This window comes from Neoaquamicrobium sediminum, from assembly GCF_040970315.1.
Lineage (GTDB): Bacteria > Pseudomonadota > Alphaproteobacteria > Rhizobiales > Rhizobiaceae > Aerobium > Aerobium sediminum.
The window spans coordinates 46,775-66,726 of sequence record NZ_JAZHFV010000006.1; the positions used below are offsets into that span (position 1 = coordinate 46,775).

20 protein-coding genes are annotated in these 19,952 nt (G+C 64.4%); 16 read left to right on the forward strand and 4 right to left on the reverse strand.

What is annotated here, in order from left to right:
• Positions 1–6: 6 nt before the first annotated feature.
• Genes V1479_RS16995 through V1479_RS17005 form a run of 3 tightly spaced genes read right to left on the reverse strand, consistent with a single transcriptional unit; the run spans position 7 to position 3,246 of the window.
• Positions 7–1,671 (reverse strand): thiamine pyrophosphate-dependent enzyme, encoded by a 1,665-nt coding sequence (locus V1479_RS16995; protein WP_368803991.1) that lies wholly within the window; start codon positions 1,669–1,671, stop codon positions 7–9.
• Positions 1,668–2,318: a TetR/AcrR family transcriptional regulator gene (locus V1479_RS17000; protein WP_368803992.1), complete on the reverse strand. Its 651-nt coding sequence runs from the start codon at positions 2,316–2,318 to the stop codon at positions 1,668–1,670. The genes V1479_RS16995 and V1479_RS17000 overlap by 4 nt, the downstream gene beginning before the upstream one ends.
• Positions 2,305–3,246 carry a DUF6963 family protein gene (locus tag V1479_RS17005; protein ID WP_368803993.1) on the reverse strand — a complete coding sequence of 314 codons (942 nt, stop codon included), beginning with the start codon at positions 3,244–3,246 and terminating at the stop codon, positions 2,305–2,307. The genes V1479_RS17000 and V1479_RS17005 overlap by 14 nt, the downstream gene beginning before the upstream one ends.
• 495 nt (positions 3,247–3,741) lie before the next feature.
• On the opposite strand from V1479_RS17005, the gene rnk reads away from it, so the two are divergent.
• From rnk to V1479_RS17025, 4 genes are all read left to right on the forward strand, one after another.
• Positions 3,742–4,179: a nucleoside diphosphate kinase regulator gene (gene rnk, locus V1479_RS17010; protein ID WP_368803994.1), complete on the forward strand. Its 438-nt coding sequence runs from the start codon at positions 3,742–3,744 to the stop codon at positions 4,177–4,179.
• Between the two features lie 156 nt (positions 4,180–4,335).
• Positions 4,336–4,875, forward strand: a complete 540-nt coding sequence (locus tag V1479_RS17015) for a GreA/GreB family elongation factor (protein ID WP_368803995.1) — start codon at positions 4,336–4,338, stop codon at positions 4,873–4,875.
• Between the two features lie 34 nt (positions 4,876–4,909).
• On the forward strand, positions 4,910–5,656 hold the full coding sequence (locus tag V1479_RS17020) for a sulfite exporter TauE/SafE family protein (protein WP_368803996.1): 747 nt from the start codon (positions 4,910–4,912) through the stop codon (positions 5,654–5,656).
• A 99-nt stretch (positions 5,657–5,755) separates the two neighbouring features.
• A complete protein-coding gene (locus tag V1479_RS17025) occupies positions 5,756–6,259 on the forward strand; it encodes a DUF305 domain-containing protein (protein ID WP_368803997.1) in 504 nt (167 codons plus the stop codon).
• Here V1479_RS17025 and V1479_RS17030 read toward each other — a convergent pair.
• The gene (locus tag V1479_RS17030) at positions 6,239–6,373 is read right to left on the reverse strand and encodes a hypothetical protein (RefSeq protein ID WP_368803998.1); all 135 of its coding nucleotides are present in this window, start codon (positions 6,371–6,373) and stop codon (positions 6,239–6,241) included. The two genes, V1479_RS17025 and V1479_RS17030, sit on opposite strands and share 21 nt — an antisense overlap.
• 265 nt (positions 6,374–6,638) lie before the next feature.
• Here V1479_RS17030 and V1479_RS17035 point away from each other — a divergent pair, with 265 nt between their 5' ends.
• The 12 genes from V1479_RS17035 to V1479_RS17090 all read left to right on the forward strand — a co-directional run bounded on the left by V1479_RS17035 (position 6,639) and on the right by V1479_RS17090 (position 19,923).
• Positions 6,639–7,391: a L,D-transpeptidase gene (locus tag V1479_RS17035; protein WP_438620637.1), complete on the forward strand. Its 753-nt coding sequence runs from the start codon at positions 6,639–6,641 to the stop codon at positions 7,389–7,391.
• A gap of 51 nt (positions 7,392–7,442) precedes the next feature.
• Positions 7,443–8,108: a response regulator gene (locus tag V1479_RS17040; protein ID WP_368803999.1), complete on the forward strand. Its 666-nt coding sequence runs from the start codon at positions 7,443–7,445 to the stop codon at positions 8,106–8,108.
• Positions 8,105–9,475 carry an ATP-binding protein gene (locus V1479_RS17045; protein ID WP_368804000.1) on the forward strand — a complete coding sequence of 457 codons (1,371 nt, stop codon included), beginning with the start codon at positions 8,105–8,107 and terminating at the stop codon, positions 9,473–9,475. Before V1479_RS17040 ends, V1479_RS17045 begins: the two co-directional genes overlap by 4 nt.
• A complete protein-coding gene (locus V1479_RS17050) occupies positions 9,472–10,074 on the forward strand; it encodes a DsbA family protein (protein ID WP_368804001.1) in 603 nt (200 codons plus the stop codon). The genes V1479_RS17045 and V1479_RS17050 overlap by 4 nt, the downstream gene beginning before the upstream one ends.
• Before the next feature lie 172 nt (positions 10,075–10,246).
• Positions 10,247–11,008: a FadR/GntR family transcriptional regulator gene (locus V1479_RS17055; RefSeq protein ID WP_368804002.1), complete on the forward strand. Its 762-nt coding sequence runs from the start codon at positions 10,247–10,249 to the stop codon at positions 11,006–11,008.
• The gene (locus V1479_RS17060) at positions 11,005–12,048 is read left to right on the forward strand and encodes an ABC transporter ATP-binding protein (RefSeq protein WP_438620640.1); all 1,044 of its coding nucleotides are present in this window, start codon (positions 11,005–11,007) and stop codon (positions 12,046–12,048) included. Before V1479_RS17055 ends, V1479_RS17060 begins: the two co-directional genes overlap by 4 nt.
• Positions 12,045–13,172, forward strand: a complete 1,128-nt coding sequence (locus V1479_RS17065; protein WP_368804003.1) for an ABC transporter ATP-binding protein — start codon at positions 12,045–12,047, stop codon at positions 13,170–13,172. The genes V1479_RS17060 and V1479_RS17065 overlap by 4 nt, the downstream gene beginning before the upstream one ends.
• Entirely contained in the window at positions 13,169–14,662 is a 1,494-nt protein-coding gene (locus V1479_RS17070; RefSeq protein ID WP_368804004.1) for an ABC transporter substrate-binding protein, read from the forward strand. Before V1479_RS17065 ends, V1479_RS17070 begins: the two co-directional genes overlap by 4 nt.
• Positions 14,663–14,734: 72 nt before the next feature.
• Entirely contained in the window at positions 14,735–16,234 is a 1,500-nt protein-coding gene (locus V1479_RS17075) for an ABC transporter substrate-binding protein (protein WP_368804005.1), read from the forward strand.
• Positions 16,235–16,294: 60 nt separating this feature from the next.
• The gene (locus V1479_RS17080) at positions 16,295–17,242 is read left to right on the forward strand and encodes an ABC transporter permease (protein WP_173192893.1); all 948 of its coding nucleotides are present in this window, start codon (positions 16,295–16,297) and stop codon (positions 17,240–17,242) included.
• Positions 17,239–18,105: an ABC transporter permease gene (locus tag V1479_RS17085; RefSeq protein WP_368804006.1), complete on the forward strand. Its 867-nt coding sequence runs from the start codon at positions 17,239–17,241 to the stop codon at positions 18,103–18,105. The genes V1479_RS17080 and V1479_RS17085 overlap by 4 nt, the downstream gene beginning before the upstream one ends.
• Before the next feature lie 21 nt (positions 18,106–18,126).
• Positions 18,127–19,923: a gamma-glutamyltransferase family protein gene (locus tag V1479_RS17090; protein ID WP_368804007.1), complete on the forward strand. Its 1,797-nt coding sequence runs from the start codon at positions 18,127–18,129 to the stop codon at positions 19,921–19,923.
• Positions 19,924–19,952: the final 29 nt, after the last annotated feature.

The following is a 19,952-nucleotide window of genomic DNA, read 5'->3' on the forward strand; positions in this document are numbered from 1 at the left end:
GCCCTGCTACCTGTTTGCCGTGCGCAGCGCATCGATGGTCGCCGCTGCCGATATGTGTTGGAGGCTGGTTTTGACCGAGATCACGACCGGGCGGTCAGCCGAAAGCGCGGTCGTGATCGCTTCTTCGATCTCGCCGGCAGTCTCGACCCGCAGTCCAAGCGCACCGTAGGCGGTTGCCATGGCGGCAAAGTCCGGGTTCGTCAGGGCGGTCATGCCGACGCGTCCCGGGAAGTGCTTTTCCTGATGCATCCTGATCGTGCCGTAGGAACCGTTGTCCGAGACGACGAGGATGGGCGCCGCGCCGCTTTGCATGGCGGTCGCAAGCTCGCTTCCCGTCATCAGGAAGCCGCCATCGCCCACGAAACACACGACCTTGCGATCCGGGTGGCGCAGACTGGCGGCGACGGCTGCCGGCACGCCATAGCCCATTGCGCCGGACGCGGGCGCCAGCATCGCGCGGCCGCCGCCGAAGCGCATATGCTTCTGCACCCAGCCGCCGAAGTTGCCGGCATCGAGAGCGATGATGGCCTCGTCGCCCAGCAGCCGGTCGAACGCCTCCACGAACGCGCCGAAGACGATGCCGTCCGGCGCCTCTGCCGTTCCGCTCCACTGGCGCAGGGCTGTCGCGGTGGCGTGAAGCTCGGCGCACCATTTGATGTGATCCTCGCTCGGCGTCTCAGGCGCGACGGCGCGTAGCTGGTCGAGGAACAGGAGCGGATCGGCGGCGATGCCCATGTCGAGGCTGCGAACACTGCCGACCGCGGCTGCATCCGGCCAGACCTGCACCACGCGTTGTTCAGGTGCGGGTGCCGCTGGAAAGGCATAGCCCTGGGTGGTGACGTCTCCCAGCCGCGTGCCCACGGCGATCACGAGGTCCGCCTGTTTGAGGCCGCGCAGCAGTTCGGCCGGCGCGCCATAGGTCATGTGACCCGCATAGTTCGGGTGGTCGCCGGGCATGAGGTCGGCATGCCTGACGGCGGCGGCAACGGGCACGCCGAAGGCCTCGGCCACCGATTGCAGCGCTGCTTCGCCACCATTTGCCTTCAGAAGGCCGCCAGCGACAATTAGTGGCCGCTTTGCCTCGTCGATCAACGTCCTCAGCCGTTCGATGTCTTCGTGAGGGGCTGCAGCGCGGGCCAGACGGTTGACGGTCACCGGGACTTCGGTCACGTCGTCGTCCAGCATGTCCTCGGGTAGCACGACCACTGCGGGGCCGGGCGTTCCGCTCGCCGCCGCATGGAAAGCGGTTGCCACGGTGTCGGCCAGCCGTGAAGCGTCGTTCACCTCGGCGACCCATTTCACCATCGGGCCGAACACGCGGCCGTAATCGACCTCCTGAAACGCTCCCATGTTGCGATGGGCGCGTTCCACCTGGCCGATGAACAGCACCAGCGGCACGGCGTCCTGTTGCGACGAATGCACGGCGATGGCCGCATTCATCGCACCGGGCCCTCGGCTGACGAAGGCCACGCCGGGGCGCCCGGTCAGGCGGGCATCGGCGAGCGCCATGAAGCCCGCGCCGCTTTCATGCCGCGTGGTGACGACGTCGATTTCATCGCGCGCCGTCAGTGCGTCCAGCACGCTGAGATAGCTTTCACCAGGCACGCAGAAGAGCCGATCGACGCCATGTGCGACCAGTGCATTCACCAGCAGGTCGGCCGCGCGCGTCATTGGTCGGTTTCCTTCGGAGTGCGGCGCGTCTCGAGCGAGCGCAGCGACTGTTCCTTGAGGTCTGGCGGCAAGGCACCCGTCAGGTGCTGGGTGGCCTTCCAGAGCCGGTCCCAGCCTTCGGGCGTGCGCAGCGAGACGCCGAGGAAGTATTCCTCGGTCTTGGAGCGGAGCATCAGGTAGAGAATGCCGGCCAGCATGATGCTGACTACGGCGGGCACATCGACATCGTCGGTCAGGCCGTCAACACGGTCGATGAAGGCACGCGCTGCACTTTCGCGGCGGTCTGCGAGCTTGGCGCTTACCTCATTGCGCTCGATCAGCTCCCAGCGGCGCACCTCGCAGAGTGCCTGGTTGTTTGCCAGGCCGTCCATCTGCTCGCGCAGCATCGCGAGGATCAGGGCCGCGGGTGTCTGCTCGCTCGACTCGTCGTTTTTCACGACGTTGGCGCGCTTCGTCCAGAAGTCCTGTTCCTGCATCCAGGCCATCATCAGGCCCGGCATGCCGTCGAAATAGCGGTAGATCAGCTCCTTGCTGACGCCGGCCCGCTTGGCCACGGAATTGACCCCGACGCCGGCCATGCCGGTCTCGCGAATCTGGTCCTCCAGCGCCTGGAGGATCGCGCGTTCGGTTCGCTCACGCCGCGACATCGGAAAGCCTCACCATCATCAAGTTTCGGGAATCCGGATCGGTCTGCGGATGGGCGGTCCCCCCAGACATCCGGGCGAAAAGCTCGGTGGCCGCGATGCCGATGCTGCGCTCGCCCTGCCAGACTTCCGCCGACAGATAGCCCGCCGTGCCGACACGCTCGGCAGTCAGAAGGGCCGGGTTCGCCGTTTCCAGCCCGATGATGTCACCGGCCCCGTCGACGACGATCCGGTCCCGTTCGGCGAGGCGGAACGCAACGGGATGAGTGAGCCTCAGGAACGAATGCCGAGCCGGGCTGCTGGTGAGCGCGCCCCATGCGATGCCCGACAACGCGTCCGCGAGGTTCTGGCAGGGACCGTCGGCTATGAAGATCGAATTGTGGAGCAGGGCAAAGCCGCGATCGGCGTCGCGGCGGCAGGCTTGTCCAAGATCGCTGCGGCGCTGGACACGCGCCGAATTCGCCCAACCAAGCGCACCATCGGCGGTGATCGCGATCAGGCCCGCGTCGATCTCGGGTGACTGCGCAAACTCTGCATCGATTGCCGCCTGCGGTGTTTCGCCGGCATTCAGGCGCGCAAGCACGGCATCATTGATCGGAACGTCGCTGGTATTGGGCGCGTGCGGCAGGCGATGGCCGGTCACCAGTGCGCATCCGTTTGCGCCGGGCAGGAACTGGATCAGCGGTTCGGGGCGGTTCGGGCCACTCGAAATACACGCCGCGATCCCCGCGTCATGCCATGAAGCTGGAATGTCGAGCGTGCCGACGCCTCCATCCTGCGTCCAGCGGTGATGCACTTTGCCGTCGGCGTCGAGGATCGCGAAGACGGCAAAGCCGCCAATGGCGCCCCGGCCAAGCAATTCGGCAGCGAGCACGGCATTGAAAACAGCCGCCCCTGAACGGGTGCCAAAGGAAGCGATGCCGATCGTCAAGGACTACCCCTTCTGCGCCATGTCGCGCGACATTTCGAGCTGCCGGGCTAAATGTGAACACCCGGTCACATTTGCAACGCTAGGCGGGAGCCGGCGCCTTGTCAATCGGCAAACGCAACGGAAAATCGAACTGGCAACAGGTGGTTCGCGCGCTTTGTCACACCGGAGGTAAAAGGCGTGAATAGCTTGGCCAGCAAGGCGCTCCGGCATGTCCGGCGCTCGTCATCCAACTGGTGCGGCTTGACATTCGCCAGGCGATCGCCCACCTCTGCCAGTATGAGCAAGACCGAGCATCGCATTTCCATCCGTTACCGGGTGTGTCCTATCGCGGGACACTGACCCGCGGCTCGGTCGCGTCGCGCCCCGGCCGCGGGGCATCGGCTTTCGCCTGATGGGTGGTAGGCTGGATACGCGACAAAAAATCAGCAATTTCTAAACGGACCGCAGGCCCTTGCCGATGCAAGCGCGGCCACACGGTCAACAGGATGTCCAGCAATGGCCGCAGACAACAAGAAACACCGCAAGCCCGCGATCTCCATGACGCGTTCCGACCATGAGCGGCTGTCGCTGCTCGCGGAATCGTTCGCCGAGCGCAACCCCGCCGTCGCCGAACAGCTCTTCGCCGAGTTGGACCGTGCGCGCCTGGTCGCGGACGGCCGGCTTGGCGACAACATCGTGCGCATGGGCTCGACCCTCCGCTTCACGACGGATGCGGGCGAGGATCGTACCGTCACGCTCGTCTTCCCCGGTGAGGCGGACATCGCCGCGGGGAAAATCTCGATCCTTACGCCGATCGGCGCGGCGCTGATCGGACTGTCGGCCGGGCAATCCATTGATTGGGCATCGCGGGACGGGCGCAGCCACCGGCTGACCGTCGAGAGCGTTGGCGAAGCGGCTGCGACAGCCGCCGTAAATGCCGTCAGCGACAGCTAGCGTTGGCATGAACCGCGTTCCGCTTCTCTCCCGCCTCAAGCTCTTCGGAGGCTGTCTCATCGCAGGATCGTAGCCCCTGTGCCGCGTCAGCGGCCAGGGGATTCTCCACTCTCGTTTCAATTTTGCCGCCTTCTGGCGGAGCGATGGAGAACTGCGATGTCGGCCGAGAGCTGCATTCTCACAACCAAGGACTTCACCATTCTCGAGGTGATGCGCGACCGATGTCTCGGGCGCGAGGACCCGCTTGCGCTGCTTCTGAAAAGAAAGCTCGATTCCGCCCTTGTCGTCTTTCGCGACGATGTGCCCGCAAACGTCGCTACGCTCAGCAGCCGCGTCAATTTCAGCGTCAACGGTGGTGAGCGGGACACGCGGGTTATCTCGGACGGAAACATGTCCGCTCCGGTCGGCCTCTTTCTGCCAATCAGCAATCCGCGCGGACTGGCGCTGCTCGGCCTGATCGAGGGACAGGAATTTTGCTTCACCGACCCCGACCGGGTGGAGCGCCGGGTGATGCTGGAACAGGTCCTTTACCAGCCCGAGGCTGTCCGGCGCGAGAAGGAAGCGATGAGCGGGCTTTCGCGTCCCTCGACGCGCAAGCCCGTGCTGCGGCTCGTCCATTCCGCTGGAGGAGCGGTGCGCCAGCCCGTTCCGGCAGGGCCGGAAGGTTTTGACGATCCCGGTCCTTCTGCGGCATAGGCTTTGCCGCCGCGAGTCGGCGGAGAGGAAATCCATGACAGACTATCTGGTGCTGGCCGCGGCGGCATTTTTCGCAGGCATGCTCAATACGGTGGCGGGCGGGGGCACGTTTCTGACGTTCCCCGCTCTCGTCTACACCGGCGTGCCGGTGGTCGCGGCAAATGCGACCAGTGCCGTCGCGGTCTTTCCCGGCTACCTTGCGGGGGCCGCCGGTTTCCGGCGGGAAATTGCCACTTTTGATCGGACAAGGCTCGTCAAGATCGTTGCGGCAACGGCCATCGGCGGATTGATCGGGTCGGTGCTGCTGCTGGTTTCCTCCAATGAAGCGTTCTCAGCGGTCGTGCCCTTTCTGCTGGCGCTCGCCACCCTTGCCTTCGCGTTTGGAGACAAGATCAGGGATTGGGCACAACGGCACAGCTTCGGTTCCGCGGAAGGGCCGGTGGGAGCCGTGCTGGTCTCCATCTACGGCGGCTATTTCAACGGCGGGCTCGGCATCGTGCTGCTTGCGCTGTTCTCGTTGTGGGGCATGCGCGACATCAACCTCATGAACGGCTTGAAGAACGGCCTGTCCTTCGTTTTATCCGCAATTTCGGTAGCGACCTTCGCGCTGGCGGGTCTCGTTGCCTGGCCGCAAGCCCTCGTGATGATGGTGGCTGCCACGGCGGGCGGCTATGCCGGTGCGCCGCTGGCCCGCGCGCTGCCCCGGTCGGTTGTCCGCGCGGTGGTCATCGTCGTCGGCGCGGCCATGAGCACGATCTTCTTCTGGCGACTGTTTGCCTGACGCAATGCGTTCCCTGGGAGCGCGCAGCAGGTGATGAAACCTATCCGGCGCTGAGCTGTTGGTTGCTTGTCGGACAAGCAACCAGATGGAGCCGCTGCCATGTCATACGCTCGCTTTGCCGCAATGATCGCAACGTCGACGGTGGTGATGTTCGGGCTGATGTACCTGAACACCTATGCCCTGGATCACGTTGCTTTTAGCCAGACCCGAACATGGATGGCGCTGCTAATGGGCGCTACGATGGCGATCATCATGTTGGCCTTCATGTGGTCGATGTATCGCAACAGGACGGCCAACGCCCTCATCATCGGCACCAGCGTCGTCGTCTTCGCGGGCTCGCTATGGCTCGTCAGGAGCCAGGAGACTGTTTCGGACGTGTCCTACATGCGGGCGATGATCCCGCATCACTCCATCGCGATCATGACCAGCGAAAGGGCCCATATACGCGATCCGCGCGTGCGCGAACTCGCCGACGGTATCATCGAGGCGCAGGTTCGCGAGATCGACGAGATGTATCGCCTGATCGCGGACATAGAGGCAAATCCGATCCCGCAGGATGCTCCGGATTTGCCGCCGCAAGCCTCAACCGATGAACCAACCTAGCCGGTTGGCGGCGAGCGCCCCCGTTTCGCCGGGCATCGTGTTGGCGAGCCTGCGCCGGTTGAACGCCGTCTGTGGGCTCGTCGCGGTGCTTATCTTCTTCCACCATCTGAACATTGCGACATCCTTTCATCGAAGCCGCTCTCATGGCGCTGGTTGCTGCGGGACACTGTCGCTGCATATTCCCATTCCGCCACCTGAACGATAGCGCGGTTCGGGAGGGCACCTCCAACGAGTATTCGTCATGAGGCGATGAGGCGAACTCATCGCTGCCCAACCTAGGTTGATCCGGCCTCATTCCTCGACGTCAACGGTGTACGTAAGGCAGCCTTAAGCTTGGCGTTGTTGAGCGCGACCTTGATGAACTTGACGAGGTATGCGGATGACGCGGAATTTTGGATCTTCCGACGACGAAAAGAAGAGTGCGCCGGCCACCGTGCGGATGGGGCGCCGGGCCGTGCTGGCAGGGATGAGTGCGTTGCTGGCGTCGGGATGCGTGGCTGCCCGCCCGACGGTGCCGGCGGCGCCGATCGCACCTGCGCCCCCGCCGGCGCCCTCTGTTCCACCCATGTATTTCGCCATGCCGGAGGAACGGTTTCCGCTTCCCGCCGTCGATGTCAGCAAGATGGACCGGCGCTATTGGCGAACCGATGTCGACTATGCAACGCAACACCGGCCGGGCACGATCGTCGTCGATACGCCGAACCGCTATCTCTATCACGTCAAGCAGGGAGGCAGGGCCACGCGCTACGGTGTGGGCGTCGGCAGGCAGGGTTTTTCGTGGGCCGGTGCGGCGATCGTCGCCTACAAGCGGGAGTGGCCGCGCTGGACCCCGCCGGACGAAATGGTCGCGCGTCAGCCGGCGCTCGAACCCTACAGCATCGCCAATGGCGGCATGGACCCGGGTCTGAAAAACCCGCTGGGAGCGCGGGCGCTTTATATTCACCAGGGCGGCAAGGATACGCTCTATCGCGTCCACGGTTCGCCCGAAGCCTGGAGCATCGGCAAGGCTGTGTCTTCGGGGTGCATCCGGCTCGTCAATCAGGACATCATCCATCTGCACGCAGAAGTGAGGGACGGAAGCCCGATTGTCGTGATACCCGACCCCTCCATGGAGCATTTGCTGGTCGGCTGACCGGATCGGCGGGCAGCGGTGCGGCATAAGGGAAGCCCTGGAGACGATATCTTGAGAGTTCTCGTCGTGGAGGATGATGCGCTGCTGCTCGACGGTCTTTCGGTAGGGCTTGGTCTCGCGGGCTTCACGGTCGACGCCGTCGCGACCTGCGAAGATGCCGACGCGGCGCTGTCAGCCCAGCCCTACGATGCCGTCGTGCTCGACCTTATGCTGCCCGACGGCTCTGGCCTCGACATTCTCGCCTCGATGCGCGGCGGCGGCAACACCACACCGGTGCTGCTTCTGACCGCGCGCGACCAAATATCCGACCGGATCACCGGCCTGGATGCGGGTGCCGACGACTATGTCGGCAAGCCGTTCGATCTCGACGAATTGTCGGCACGGGTTCGAGCCGTCGCGCGTCGCGGGCAGGGCCGCGCGGCTGCGAAGCTCGAATGGTGCGGCGTCATGCTCGATACTGCACGTCAGACCGCGTCGCTGAACGGCGAGCCGTTGATGCTCACGCGCCGCGAGTTCGGCGTTCTGCGCGCGCTGATGGAACACCCTGGCATCACGGTTTCCAAACATACGCTCGAAGAGGCCCTTTATGGCTGGCAGGAGGAAGTCGAAAGCAACGCAGTCGAGGTGCATGTGCACCATCTGCGCGCCAAGCTTGGCGCCGGTTTCATCCGCACCGTGCGTGGCCTTGGCTACCGTCTGGCGGAGGAGGGTGCATGAGATCGATCCGTGCCCGGCTGCTGGTCGTTCTTCTGGGGTCGACCGGGCTCGTCTGGTTTCTTGCGGTTGTCTGGATCTATTTCAGCACGCAGGCGGAGCTTGAGCGGGTACTGGATGCCCGCCTGATGGAAGCTGCGCGCATGGTCGATTCGCTGTTGACCGATCGCCGCGTGGATCTGGCGTTGGCCAGTATCGATGGCAGCGGCACCAGCGTTCCGCAGTCGCTTGCGGTTGAGCCGCAGTCATACGAAAGGCAGCTTTCCTGCCAGATATGGTCGCTCGACGGCACACTGGTCGGGCAGTCCGAACACGCTCCGCAGGGTCGCCTGACGGATGTGAAGCAGGGCTTTTCCGAAACAGACGTCGGTGGCGAGACCTGGCGGGTCTTCGCGATCGAGAACGAAGCGCTGGGCGTACGGGTGATGGTCGGCGACAGCATCCGCATCCGCGACCGGCTTGTCAGCGAGGTGATCAAGGGGCTGGTCGCGCCGGCAGCACTGGTTCTGCCTTTTCTCGGCGGCGCGATCTGGTTCAGCGTGAGGCGCGGCATGTCGCCCCTGAAAGATATGGAGCATGCACTGGCAGGACGTGATGCCAACGATTTGCACCCCTTGCCCGAAGCGCGATTGCCGAAGGAGATCGCGCCGGCGGTCGAGGCGCTGAACGGTCTTTTCAGACGTGTTGCAGATGCGCGGGACCGCGAGAAGAGTTTCACTGCCTTCGCAGCCCATGAGTTGAAGACCCCGCTCGCCGGGCTCAAGACGCAGGCGCAGATCGCGCTGGCTAGCGCAGACGGCGAGGTACATGCCCATGCGCTCCGGCAAATTTCGGCCGGGGTCGACCGCACGTCGCGACTGGTTCGCCAGTTGCTCGATCTCGCTGCGGTGGAGGGTGATGCCGAACAATCATCCGCGGTGGCCGTCCGGGCGAGCGAACTGGTAGCGCGCATCGCCGGCAATCTGTCGTTGCCGTCAGCGCCGCCGATAGAGGTCGTCTATGATGGTCTGGATGCCGACAGGCCGGTGCGGATCGACCCTGTGCTGGCGACCCTGGCACTTCGAAACCTGATCGAGAACGCGATCGTCTATTCGCCTCAGGGGGCAAGAATCGTCGTCCGGCTTTCTGCGCGCAAGGGGCGTCTAGATCTTTGCGTCGAAGACGAAGGGCCCGGCATTGCCGCAGACGAGTTGTCTCGCGCGACCGATCGGTTTTTTCGCGGACGGCATCGCTCGTCGGAAGGCAGCGGGCTCGGCTTGGCGATCGCGAAGGAGGCGGTCTCGCGAATGGGAGGCGATCTGTCTCTGGGCAACCGGGAGCCGCACGGCCTCCGGGCTGTCCTGTCGATACCGGTAGAGGAGTTGCCATGACGATCACGAGAAGAACGCTGCTCGTAGCTGGCGTAACGTGCATGGCCGCCGGTGCCTCTCCCGCGCAGCCGGTTCCCGGGCTGTCGGATATCCTGTTCGATCCGATGTTGCCGGTGCTTGGCAATCCGGACGGCGATGTCACGGTGGCGGAGTTCTTCGACTATGCCTGTCCCACCTGCAAGGCGCTTCACCCGCATCTCAAACGCGCCGTGGCGGAAGATGGGGGCATTCGCCTCATCATGAAGGACTGGCCGATCAATGGCGGCGAGGTTCTCTACCCCGCCAGGATGGTGCTCGCCGCCAATGCGATCGGCGTCTATGCGCAAGCGCATGATGCGGTTATGGCGCTCAAGGGGCGCCTGACGTTGCGCCGTATAGACGATGCGATGCGCGATGCGGGCGTGGATGTCGGCGCGGTGCGGGATGCGCTCGATGTGCACCTGCCCGCCATAGACGCGTTGCTCGAACGCAATCACGCGCAGGCGCGAGCGCTGTCTTTGGTGGGTACGCCCGGCTTCATCGTCGGCAGTACGCTCTACAGGCGGCCCGTTGCACCGGACGAACTGCGCAATCTCGTTGCCGCGATCCGTCGCGGCTAACGACAACTTCCACAACATCTCAATTGCCTTCGTCCGGTCCTCGCCACGGGGATCGCACGCATTTGTGAACGATTACGTGGGCATCTGACCGCTTTCACTTGACACTCCGCCGGATCGGCAAAATAAACGAAGGGAACCAATTCATGAAATGGTTCCTCTCGGAGGGGTGGGATTGCAGGCTGAACGGCCGACATCGAATTCGTCTATCGCGCTGGAGAAGCTGCGCCAGCTCGTGCGCGAGCATCGCGACGATGTGGAGTGGCGACTGCCGCCGGAACGCGACCTGGCATCGTCCATGGGGCTGGGGCGTCGGGCCGTTCGCCGGGCGATGGAAGTGCTGGAGGCCGAAGGAATCGTCTGGCGGAGGCAAGGCAAGGGAACCTTCATCGGACGTCGTCCCGCCATCCAGCCTTTGCTCGTCGGCAATCTCGCTGACCGAACCAATCCGCTTGAAGTGATGGAAGCGAGGCTTCAGATCGAACCGGCGCTCGCGCGTATGGCGGCGATCCGATGCTCTGCGGAAGACATCGACGCACTGCGCCGCCTCGCACAGAAAACATCGTCCGCGCTCGACGATGACGGCTGGGAGCTGTGGGACAGCGCCTTCCATCGACGCATCGCCGAATGCGCCCGCAACGGCCTGCTGCTGTCGCTGTTCGATGTCGTGCAGACCATCCGCCGCGAGCCGGATTGGCGGGCCCTGCGTGCGCGGGCGCGCAACGATGAACGCCGCGACAGCTCCTTCCGCGAGCATCTGGTGATCGTCGAGGCGATCGCCGACCGGGATGCTCCGGCCTCCGAGCGTGCGATGCGGCGCCATCTCAACGCCATCAACGCCAACCTTCAGTCGATAGCGCTGGGTGACGACGAGGAAGGTCGGGCGGAAGCGCAGATCGACGAAGCCGAGGAACTGAACGTGAGGACGAGAGCATGAGCCGGCCGCAAGCCCTGGATAACGGCACTACGCCGTCAGTCTCGCCGGTCATGGAGCCTGTTCTTGCCGTCAAGGACTTCTCGTTAACGTTCAAGGCGGGCGCCGAGACCAATCTTGTCGAAAGCGTTTCCTTTTCCGTGTCACCTGGCAAGACGCTCTGCATCGTCGGGGAGTCCGGTTGCGGCAAGAGCGTGACTTCGCTGGCGCTGATGGGGCTGCTGCCGTCGCCGCCGGCGCGGATTGTCTCGGGCACTGCCGAGTTCAACGGCCGGAACCTGTTCGCCATGCCGGAGCGGGCCCGCGCGGACCTGCGCGGCAACGAAATGGCGATGATTTTCCAGGAGCCGATGACGTCGCTCAATCCGGCGTTTACGGTCGGGCAGCAGATCGCCGAGGGCATCATGCGCCATCGCGACGTCTCGAAGGCAGAAGCGCGAGCCGAGGCGCTGAAGATGCTCGAATGGGTGCGCATCCCCGCGCCCGAGAAACGGCTCGATGCTTATCCGCACCAGCTTTCCGGAGGCATGCGGCAGCGGGTCATGATCGCGATGGCGCTCGCCAACCGGCCGAAGCTCCTCATTGCCGACGAGCCGACGACGGCGCTGGACGTGACGATCCAGGCGCAGATCCTCGCTCTCGTGCGTCAGATCCAGGCCGAGACCGGCACGGCGATGATCCTCATCACCCACGACCTTGGCGTTGTCGCGGAGGTGGCCGACGATGTGGCTGTCATGTATGCCGGGCGCATCGTCGAAAGCGGCCCGGTCGAGGCGATCTTCGGCGATCCCCAGCATCCATACACGATCGGGCTTTTCGGTTCGGTGCCGTCGCTCGGGCGCAGACAGGGCAGGCTCGCAACCATCAAGGGCGCCGTGCCGCCTTTGGACCTTATGCCGAAAGGTTGCCGCTTCGCACCGCGTTGCCCCCTTGCCGACAGCCGCTGCCACGATGAGGTCCCACCGACCGTGCCGTTCGGCGACGGGCATAGCGCGGCCTGCTGGTATGCGCCCATCGAGCAGACCATGGAGGCGCGGCAATGAGCGCTGCGACGGCAGAAGCGCCGATCCTCGAGGCGCGTGGCCTCGTCAAGCGCTTCGGCGGGCGGCGCGGGTTGTTTGAGTCCTCGCCGACAGTGCATGCCGTGAACGATGTCTCGCTGCAGATACGCCGCGGTGAGACCTTCGCCATCGTCGGCGAATCCGGCTGCGGAAAATCGACACTCGGCCGCCTTCTTCTGCGGCTGATCGAGCCCAGCGAGGGTGACGTACTTTACGAGGGGCAGTCGATCACGTCGCTGCCGTCGCGGGACATGCGCCGCCTGCGGCGCGACCTGCAGATCATCTTTCAGGACCCGTTCGCGTCCCTCAATCCGCGAATGACGGTCGGAGACATCGTCGCAGAACCGATCCGCCTGCACGGGCTGGCGCGCGGCGCGGCGGTGCGTGCCCGCGTTTCCGAGCTTCTCGGTATTGTGGGACTGCGGCCCGAATATGCCGATCGTTACCCGCATGAGTTCTCCGGCGGACAGCGCCAGCGCATCGGGATTGCCCGCGCACTGGCGGGCGAGCCGAAGCTCATCATTGGCGACGAGCCGGTGTCGGCGCTCGATGTCTCTATCCAGGCGCAGGTGATCAACCTGCTGGAGGACCTGAAGGAACGCTTCGGTCTGACACTGGTGATCGTCGCGCACGATCTGGCGGTCATCCGCCATATGAGCGATCGCGTCGCCGTGATGTATCTCGGCGAGATCGTCGAAATGTCGCCCGTCGACCCGCTCTACGAAAAGCCGCTGCATCCCTATACGCAGGCGCTGCTTCGGGCCATCCCGGCACCCGATCCGAAGGACAGGGTCGCGCCTCAATTGCTGCAGGGCGACGTGCCCAATCCGACGGACCTTCCTTCCGGCTGCCGCTTCCACACGCGTTGCCCGCATGCGCAGCCGCGCTGCGCGCAGGAGCACCCGGCGCTCGAGGACGCCGGCGACGGGCGGCTGGTCGCCTGCCATTTCTGGCGCGAGATCGGTGAGGCCGAACCCGGCATCGGGGTCGACGACAGCGCGGACACCGCGCTCAGCCGTCGCCTCGAAGTTTATCGCGCATTCCAGGCCCGCCGCGAGGCGGAGCCGTCGACACCGGAGATCAACCAACAAGGAGGCCAGACATGAAAAGACTGCTGACACTGACACTGGGTGCGATGCTGATGGCGAGCGCCGCATCGGCTGCCGATCTGCGGATCGCGCTGCAGGACGATCCGGACGTGCTCGATCCACATCGCGCGCGCACTTTCGTTGGCCGCATCGTCTTCACCTCGCTTTGCGACAAGCTGGTCGACATCGACGAGAAGCTCGCCATCGTGCCGCAGATCGCGACCGAATGGTCGTGGAACGATGACAGCACCGTGCTGACCATGTCGTTGCGCGAGGGTGCCACGTTCCACGATGGCGCGCCGATCGACGCGGAGGCCGTGAAGGCCAATCTGGACCGCGCCCGTACGGACGAGGAGAGCCTGCGCAAGAGCGAGGTCGCGTCCATCTCGGATATCGCGGTGGTCGACGCTCAGACCCTCCAGATCACGCTGTCGCAGCCGGACGCCGGGTTCCTTGCGCAGTTGACCGACCGCGCCGGCATGCTGATGTCGCCCGCTTCGTTCGAAAACGATCCCGGCCAGAACCCGGTCTGCTCCGGCCCCTACAAGTTCGTCGAGCGGGTGCAGAACGACCGCATCGTGCTGGAGAAGTTCGCCGAGCACTGGAACGCGGATGCCTATGCCTTCGACAAGGTCACCTTCGTGCCGATTCCGGACACGACAGTGCGCCTTGCCAATCTGCGCTCGGGCGACGTCGACATCATCGAGCGCGTCGCACCGTCGGATCTCGCAACCGTCGAAGGCGACGACAGCATCAAGCTCGCCTCCGTCACAGGTCTCGGCTTCCAGGCGATCGAGGTCAACATGGCCAATGGCGACCGGGCCGATAATCCGCTCGGTCAGGACAAGCTGGTCCGTCAGGCCCTCGACCTTGCCATCGACCGCAACGTGATCAACGAGGTCGTCGGCGCCGGCACCTATCAGCCGGCCTATCAGGCATTCCCACCGGCAAGCTTTGCCTACAACCCCGAGACTGGCGGTGACGGCCGCAATGTCGAGCGGGCCAAGGAACTGCTTGCCGAGGCGGGACACGAGCGTGTCGCCTTCGAGCTGACCTTCGGCAACAACACCGTCATGCAGCAGGTCTTCGAACTGGTGCAGGCCATGGGTGCGGAAGCCGGTTTCGACATCACGCTGCGCCCGACCGAGTTCGCGGCACTTCAGTCCGCGCTCAAGGCCGGCGACTTCGAGGTTGGTCAGTCGGGCTGGTCCGGCCGCGTCGATCCGGATGGCAACATTCACCAGTATGTCACCTGCGAGGGCAGCCTCAACGATGCGAAATACTGCAACGAGGAGGTCGATCGGCTGCTTAACGAAGCGCGTACGGTGACAGGCGAGGCGGAACGCAAGGCGCTCTACGATCAGGCGCAGGAAATCCTGCGTGACGAGATGCCGATCATCTACCTCTTCTATCTGCCCTGGCCGTTCGTGCACCAGGCTTCGATCGAGGGCTTCACCGCATATCCCGACGGGATGATCCGGCTCGCCGGCGTCACCATGGCCGAATAGGCCTCTTTGGGAGCCGGCCCGGCCGGCTCCCCGAACTTCTGACAAAAAAACACACAACAGGGGAACGTCATCATGAAACTGCTATTATCATCCTTGCTGACGACAACGATGCTGCTGGCCGCGGGTGCTGCCTCGGCGCAGGAGTTCCGCATCGGGCTTCAGGAAGACCCCGACGTGCTCGACCCGCACAAGTCGCGCACTTTCGTCGGCCGTCTCGTCTACGCATCGCTTTGCGACAAGTTGATCGATGTCGATGCCGAGCTGAAATTCGTTCCGCGCGTCGCCACCGACTGGAGCTGGAACGAAGACAATACCAAGCTCACCTTCACCATCCGCGACGACATGACCTTCCATGACGGCACGAAGCTGGACGCTGCTGCCGTGGTTGCAAATCTCGAACGGGCGCGGACGCTGCCGGACAGCCTGCGCAAGAGCGAGCTCACTTCGGTAACGGGTGTCGAGGCGCCCGATGCCACGACCGTAGTGCTGACGCTGGCGCAGCCCGACGCGACGCTGCTCGCGCAGCTTTCGGATCGTGCCGGCATGCTTCTGTCTCCGGCCACTTTCGAGAGCGACATCGGCACGAACCCGGTTTGCTCCGGCCCATACAAGTTCGTCAGCCGTGTTCAGAACGACCGCATCGTGCTGGAAAAATTCGCCGATCATCCGGATGCGGACGACTATCATTTCGAGCGGCTTGTCTTCCAGCCGATCCCCGATTCGACCGTGCGGCTCGCCAACCTCCGCGCCGGCGACCTCGACATGCTCGAGCGGCTGAACCCGTCTGATGCGGCTGCAGTGCGCGAGGATGCGAACCTGCAGTTCATGCCCATCGCCGGGCTCGGCTATCAGGGCATCACCATCAACACCAGCGGTGAAGGCGATGGCGACAATCCGCTCGGCACGGACAAGCGCGTGCGTCAGGCGCTTCAGCTCGCAATCGGCCGCGACATCATCAACGAGGTGGTGGGCAATGGCCTGTTCGAGCCCGCGCAGCAGCCGTTCCCGCCGGCGAGCCCCTACAACAGCGACGACTATCCGGTCGTCGCCCGCGACGTCGAGGCGGCCAAGGCGCTGCTTGCGGAGGCCGGCCATGAGCGCGTCGCCTTCACGCTCAGCTTCGGCAACAACACGACAGCCACGGCGATCAATGAGCTGATTCAGGCTATGGCGACCGAAGCCGGTTTCGACATCAGCCTTCAGCCGACCGAGTTCGCCGCCATGCAGCAGGAAATGCAGGCCGGCAACTACCAGGCGGCGCAGATCGGCTGGTCCGGTCGCGTCGACCCGGACGGCAACCTGCATCAGTTCGTCACCTGCGAGGGAACCCTCAACGATTCCAACTACTGCAACGAGGAGGTCGATCGCCTTCTCAACGAAGCGCGCGAAACGCCGGACCCGGAGGCGCGCCTGCCGCTTTACAACCAGGCACAGGCGATCCTGCAGGACGATCTGCCGATCATCTATGTCTACCACCAGCCCTGGCCGTTCGTGCTCGCCTCGAACGTCGAGGGCTTCCAGCCCTATCCGGACGGCATGTTGCGCCTCAAGGGCGTGACGATGGCCGAATAGTCGAAACCGGGCGACGGCGGCCTCTGCGCCGTCGCCCCTGCATTGCGTGAGCCAAACCGGATGCTGAAGATCATCGCCAGGCGCGTTTTCGTCGCGATCCCCACGCTGGTGCTCGTGACACTGATCGTGTTCGGGCTTCAGAAGATACTGCCGGGCGATCCGCTGCTGACCATGGCAGGCGAGGAGCGGGACCCCCAGGTGCTTGCCTTCCTGCGCGAAAAGTATCGCCTCGACGATCCGTTCCACGTCCAGTACCTCGCCTGGCTCGGCAACGTCCTCACCGGCGATTTCGGCAATTCGCTGCGCACCGGCGTCCCGGTTTCGACGCTGATCGCGCAGAAGCTGCCGGTGACGCTGCAGCTTGCGGTTATGGCGATCATCATGGCGATGCTGATCGGCATTCCAGCCGGCATCATCGCGGCGGTGCGGAAGGGGACGGTAACGGACTATGCCGCCAACGCCGTCGCATTATCCGGCATGTCCATTCCGAATTTTTGGCTCGGCATCATCCTCATCATGATCGTCTCGGTGCAGTGGCGGCTGCTGCCCGCGTCCGGCTACGTGCCGCTGACTGAAGACCCGCTGCAATCGCTGCGCACGATGCTGATGCCGTCTTTCGTGCTTGGTACGGCGCTGGCTGCATATCTGATGCGGCATACGCGCTCGGCGATGCTCGGCGTGCTGACCTCCGATTACATCAGGACAGCGCGGGCGAAGGGCCTGCTGCCGAAGACGGTGATCCTCAAGCATGCGCTGCGCAATGCACTGATGCCCATTGTGACCCTCTCGACGCTGCTGTTCGGCGAGTTGCTGGCCGGCGCCGTGCTGACCGAACAGGTCTTCACCATTCCCGGTTTCGGCAAGCTCATCGTGGACGCCGTGTTTACCCGCGACTATGCCGTGGTGCAGGGCGTCGTCTTGTGCACGGCCGTCGGCTTCATCTTCATGAACCTGATTGCCGACGTCCTCTACATCCTCATCAATCCGCGTCTGAGGCATCCGCAATGAGCGTCCAGGCAGAAGCCATCGCGCCGCGCCGCAAGCTTGGGCGTACGGCGACCAAGTTCCTCTCCAACCGCAGCGCCGTATTCGGCGGTGTGCTCGTTGCAACCTTCATCCTGCTCGCGTTGTTCGCGCCGCTGCTTGCCGGGTACGATCCGTTTGCGACCTCGTTCACATCTATCCGCAAGCCGCCTTCGGCCGAGTTCTGGCTGGGTACTGACGAACTGGGTCGCGACATCTACACGCGCATGCTCTATGGCGCGCGCGCCTCGCTCATGGCGGGCGTGGTTTCGGTCGCCATCGCGGTTGCCGTCGGCGTGCCGTTCGGTCTGCTTGCGGGTTATTATGGCGGCTGGGTGGATGCCACCATCTCGCGCGTTACCGAGGCGCTGCTGGCGATCCCGTTCCTTATCCTGGCCATCGCGCTTGCCGCGTTCCTGGGCCCGAGCCTCACCAATGCGATGATCGCCATCGGTCTGTCTGCCACCCCCATCTTCGTGCGCTTGACGCGTGGCCAGACGCTTGCGGTCAAGACGGAGGATTATGTCGAGGGCGCGCGCGCCATCGGCCTGCCGAACGTACTCATCATCATCCGCTACATCTTCCCCAACGTGCTGCCGCCGATCGTGGTGCAGGCGACGATCACGATCGCGACCGCGATTATCGCGGAGGCGAGCCTCTCCTTCCTCGGCCTCGGGCAGCAGCCGCCGAACCCGTCCTGGGGTTCGATGCTCAACACTGCAAAGAACTTCATGACCCAGGCCCCCTGGATGTCAATATTCCCCGGCGGCGCGATCTTCCTGGTCGTGCTCGGCTTCAATCTTCTCGGCGACGGGCTGCGCGATGCGCTCGACCCACGCGACAACTGACCAGACCACGGAGCAGCATCCATGTTCACTACAAGGCCCGAGATCCTCGGCACGTTCGGCGTCGTCACCACCACCCATTGGCTCGCCTCGCAATCCGGCATGGCGATGCTGGAGCGTGGCGGCAACGCCTTCGACGCCGCGGTGGCAGCCGGGTTCGTGCTGCAGGTGGTTGAACCACACCTCGTCGGCCCCGGCGGCGAAGTTCCGATCGTCTTCCACTCGGCAAGAACCGGAAAGACCGAAGTGCTGTGCGGGCAGGGCACGACGCCGGCAGGCGCTACCATGGAACACTACAAGGGGCAGGGGTTGACGCTGATCCCCGGTAACGGGCTGCTGGCGACCGTGATCCCGGGTGCTTTCGACGCCTGGATGCAGCTTCTGCGCGATCATGGCTCGCTGCCGCTGGCCGATGTCATGGCGCCTGCGATCCACTATGCCGAGAACGGTCATCCGATGCTGCCGCGCGTTGCCAACACCATTGCGGGGCTGAAGGACTTCTTCACCCGCGAATGGCCGACCTCGGCGGCCTTCTTCACGCCCGGCGGCCGGTTGCCGGAAGCGAAGAAGCTGTTCCGCAACGAGGCGCTGGCGAACACCTGGAAGCGCGTCATCTCGGAATCGCAGGCGGGCGGCGGCGGCCGCGAAAAGCAGATCGAGCGCGCCCGCGACGCGTTCTATCGCGGCTTCGTTGCCGAGGCGATCGACCGGTTCGCGCGCGAGAACGAGGTGATGGACGAAAGCGGCTCCCGCCATCGCGGCGTGATCACCGCCGACGACATGGCCGGCTGGCAGGCGACCTACGAAAAGCCTCTGACCTATGACTATCATGGCTATCGCCTGAACAAGATCGGCCCGTGGGGGCAGGGGCCGGTGTTCCTGCAAACGCTCGCGCTGTTGAAGGGTTTTGACATCGGCGCAATGGATACGCGCGGGCCGGATTTCGTCCACACGCTGACGGAGGCGATGAAGCTCGCCTTCGCCGACCGCGAATATTACTACAGCGATCCGAATTTCATCGACGTTCCGATCGAGACGCTGCTGTCGGATGCCTATAGCGACGAGCGGCGCAAACTGATCGCCGAGACGGCGTCGCATGAGCTGCGGCCGGGCCGGATTGCCGGCTACGAGGACCAGATCGCGCGCATGGATGCCGCCCTCGAGCGCCTGTCGCGGGTGGCCAATCCCGACGCGGCGTCGGCCGAGCCGACCATGGCGGACATGCGCTCGGTGCGCCGTGGCGACACCGTCCATCTCGACGCCATCGACAGGGACGGCAACATGGTCGCGGCGATGCCTTCCGGCGGCTGGCTGCAGTCCTCGCCCTACATTCCCGAGCTCGGCTTCATGCTCAACACGCGCGCCCAGATGTTCTGGTTGGAGGAGGGGCTGCCGGCGAGCCTGGCACCCGGCAAGCGCCCACGCACGACGCTGACGCCAAGCCTCGCCGAGAAGGACGGCCGCCCCTACATGGTGTTCGGCACGCCGGGCGGCGACCAGCAGGAGCAGTGGCAGCTCCAGTTCTTCCTGCGCCATGTCCATCACGGCATGAACCTGCAGGAGGCAATCGACCTGCCAATGTCGCATACGGCGCACTTCCCGAACTCGTTCTATCCGCGTGATCGCAAGCCCGGAAACCTTGCGATCGAGGAAACATTCGGCGCGGAGACAATCGAGGCGCTCAAGGCGCGTGGCCACCGTGTCGACGTGACGCCGGAATGGTCGATCGGCCGCATGGTCGCTGCCGCGCGCGACGAGGATGGGATGCTGCGGGCTGCTGCAACGCCACGTTTGATGCAGGCCTACGCTGTCGGTCGGTAGCGTCAACGGCTTTGCGTTCGCGCGCGCCT

Coding starts and splice junctions, on each gene's coding strand:
- V1479_RS16995 (WP_368803991.1), bottom strand. CDS start 1,671: ATGACGCGCGCGGCCGACCTGCTGGTGAATGCACTGGTCGCACATGGC.
- V1479_RS17000 (WP_368803992.1), bottom strand. CDS start 2,318: ATGTCGCGGCGTGAGCGAACCGAACGCGCGATCCTCCAGGCGCTGGAG.
- rnk (WP_368803994.1), top strand. CDS start 3,742: ATGGCCGCAGACAACAAGAAACACCGCAAGCCCGCGATCTCCATGACG.
- V1479_RS17015 (WP_368803995.1), top strand. CDS start 4,336: ATGTCGGCCGAGAGCTGCATTCTCACAACCAAGGACTTCACCATTCTC.
- V1479_RS17020 (WP_368803996.1), top strand. CDS start 4,910: ATGACAGACTATCTGGTGCTGGCCGCGGCGGCATTTTTCGCAGGCATG.
- V1479_RS17025 (WP_368803997.1), top strand. CDS start 5,756: ATGTCATACGCTCGCTTTGCCGCAATGATCGCAACGTCGACGGTGGTG.
- V1479_RS17030 (WP_368803998.1), bottom strand. CDS start 6,373: ATGTTCAGATGGTGGAAGAAGATAAGCACCGCGACGAGCCCACAGACG.
- V1479_RS17035 (WP_438620637.1), top strand. CDS start 6,639: ATGACGCGGAATTTTGGATCTTCCGACGACGAAAAGAAGAGTGCGCCG.
- V1479_RS17045 (WP_368804000.1), top strand. CDS start 8,105: ATGAGATCGATCCGTGCCCGGCTGCTGGTCGTTCTTCTGGGGTCGACC.
- V1479_RS17050 (WP_368804001.1), top strand. CDS start 9,472: ATGACGATCACGAGAAGAACGCTGCTCGTAGCTGGCGTAACGTGCATG.
- V1479_RS17060 (WP_438620640.1), top strand. CDS start 11,005: ATGAGCCGGCCGCAAGCCCTGGATAACGGCACTACGCCGTCAGTCTCG.
- V1479_RS17065 (WP_368804003.1), top strand. CDS start 12,045: ATGAGCGCTGCGACGGCAGAAGCGCCGATCCTCGAGGCGCGTGGCCTC.
- V1479_RS17070 (WP_368804004.1), top strand. CDS start 13,169: ATGAAAAGACTGCTGACACTGACACTGGGTGCGATGCTGATGGCGAGC.
- V1479_RS17075 (WP_368804005.1), top strand. CDS start 14,735: ATGAAACTGCTATTATCATCCTTGCTGACGACAACGATGCTGCTGGCC.
- V1479_RS17080 (WP_173192893.1), top strand. CDS start 16,295: ATGCTGAAGATCATCGCCAGGCGCGTTTTCGTCGCGATCCCCACGCTG.
- V1479_RS17085 (WP_368804006.1), top strand. CDS start 17,239: ATGAGCGTCCAGGCAGAAGCCATCGCGCCGCGCCGCAAGCTTGGGCGT.
- V1479_RS17090 (WP_368804007.1), top strand. CDS start 18,127: ATGTTCACTACAAGGCCCGAGATCCTCGGCACGTTCGGCGTCGTCACC.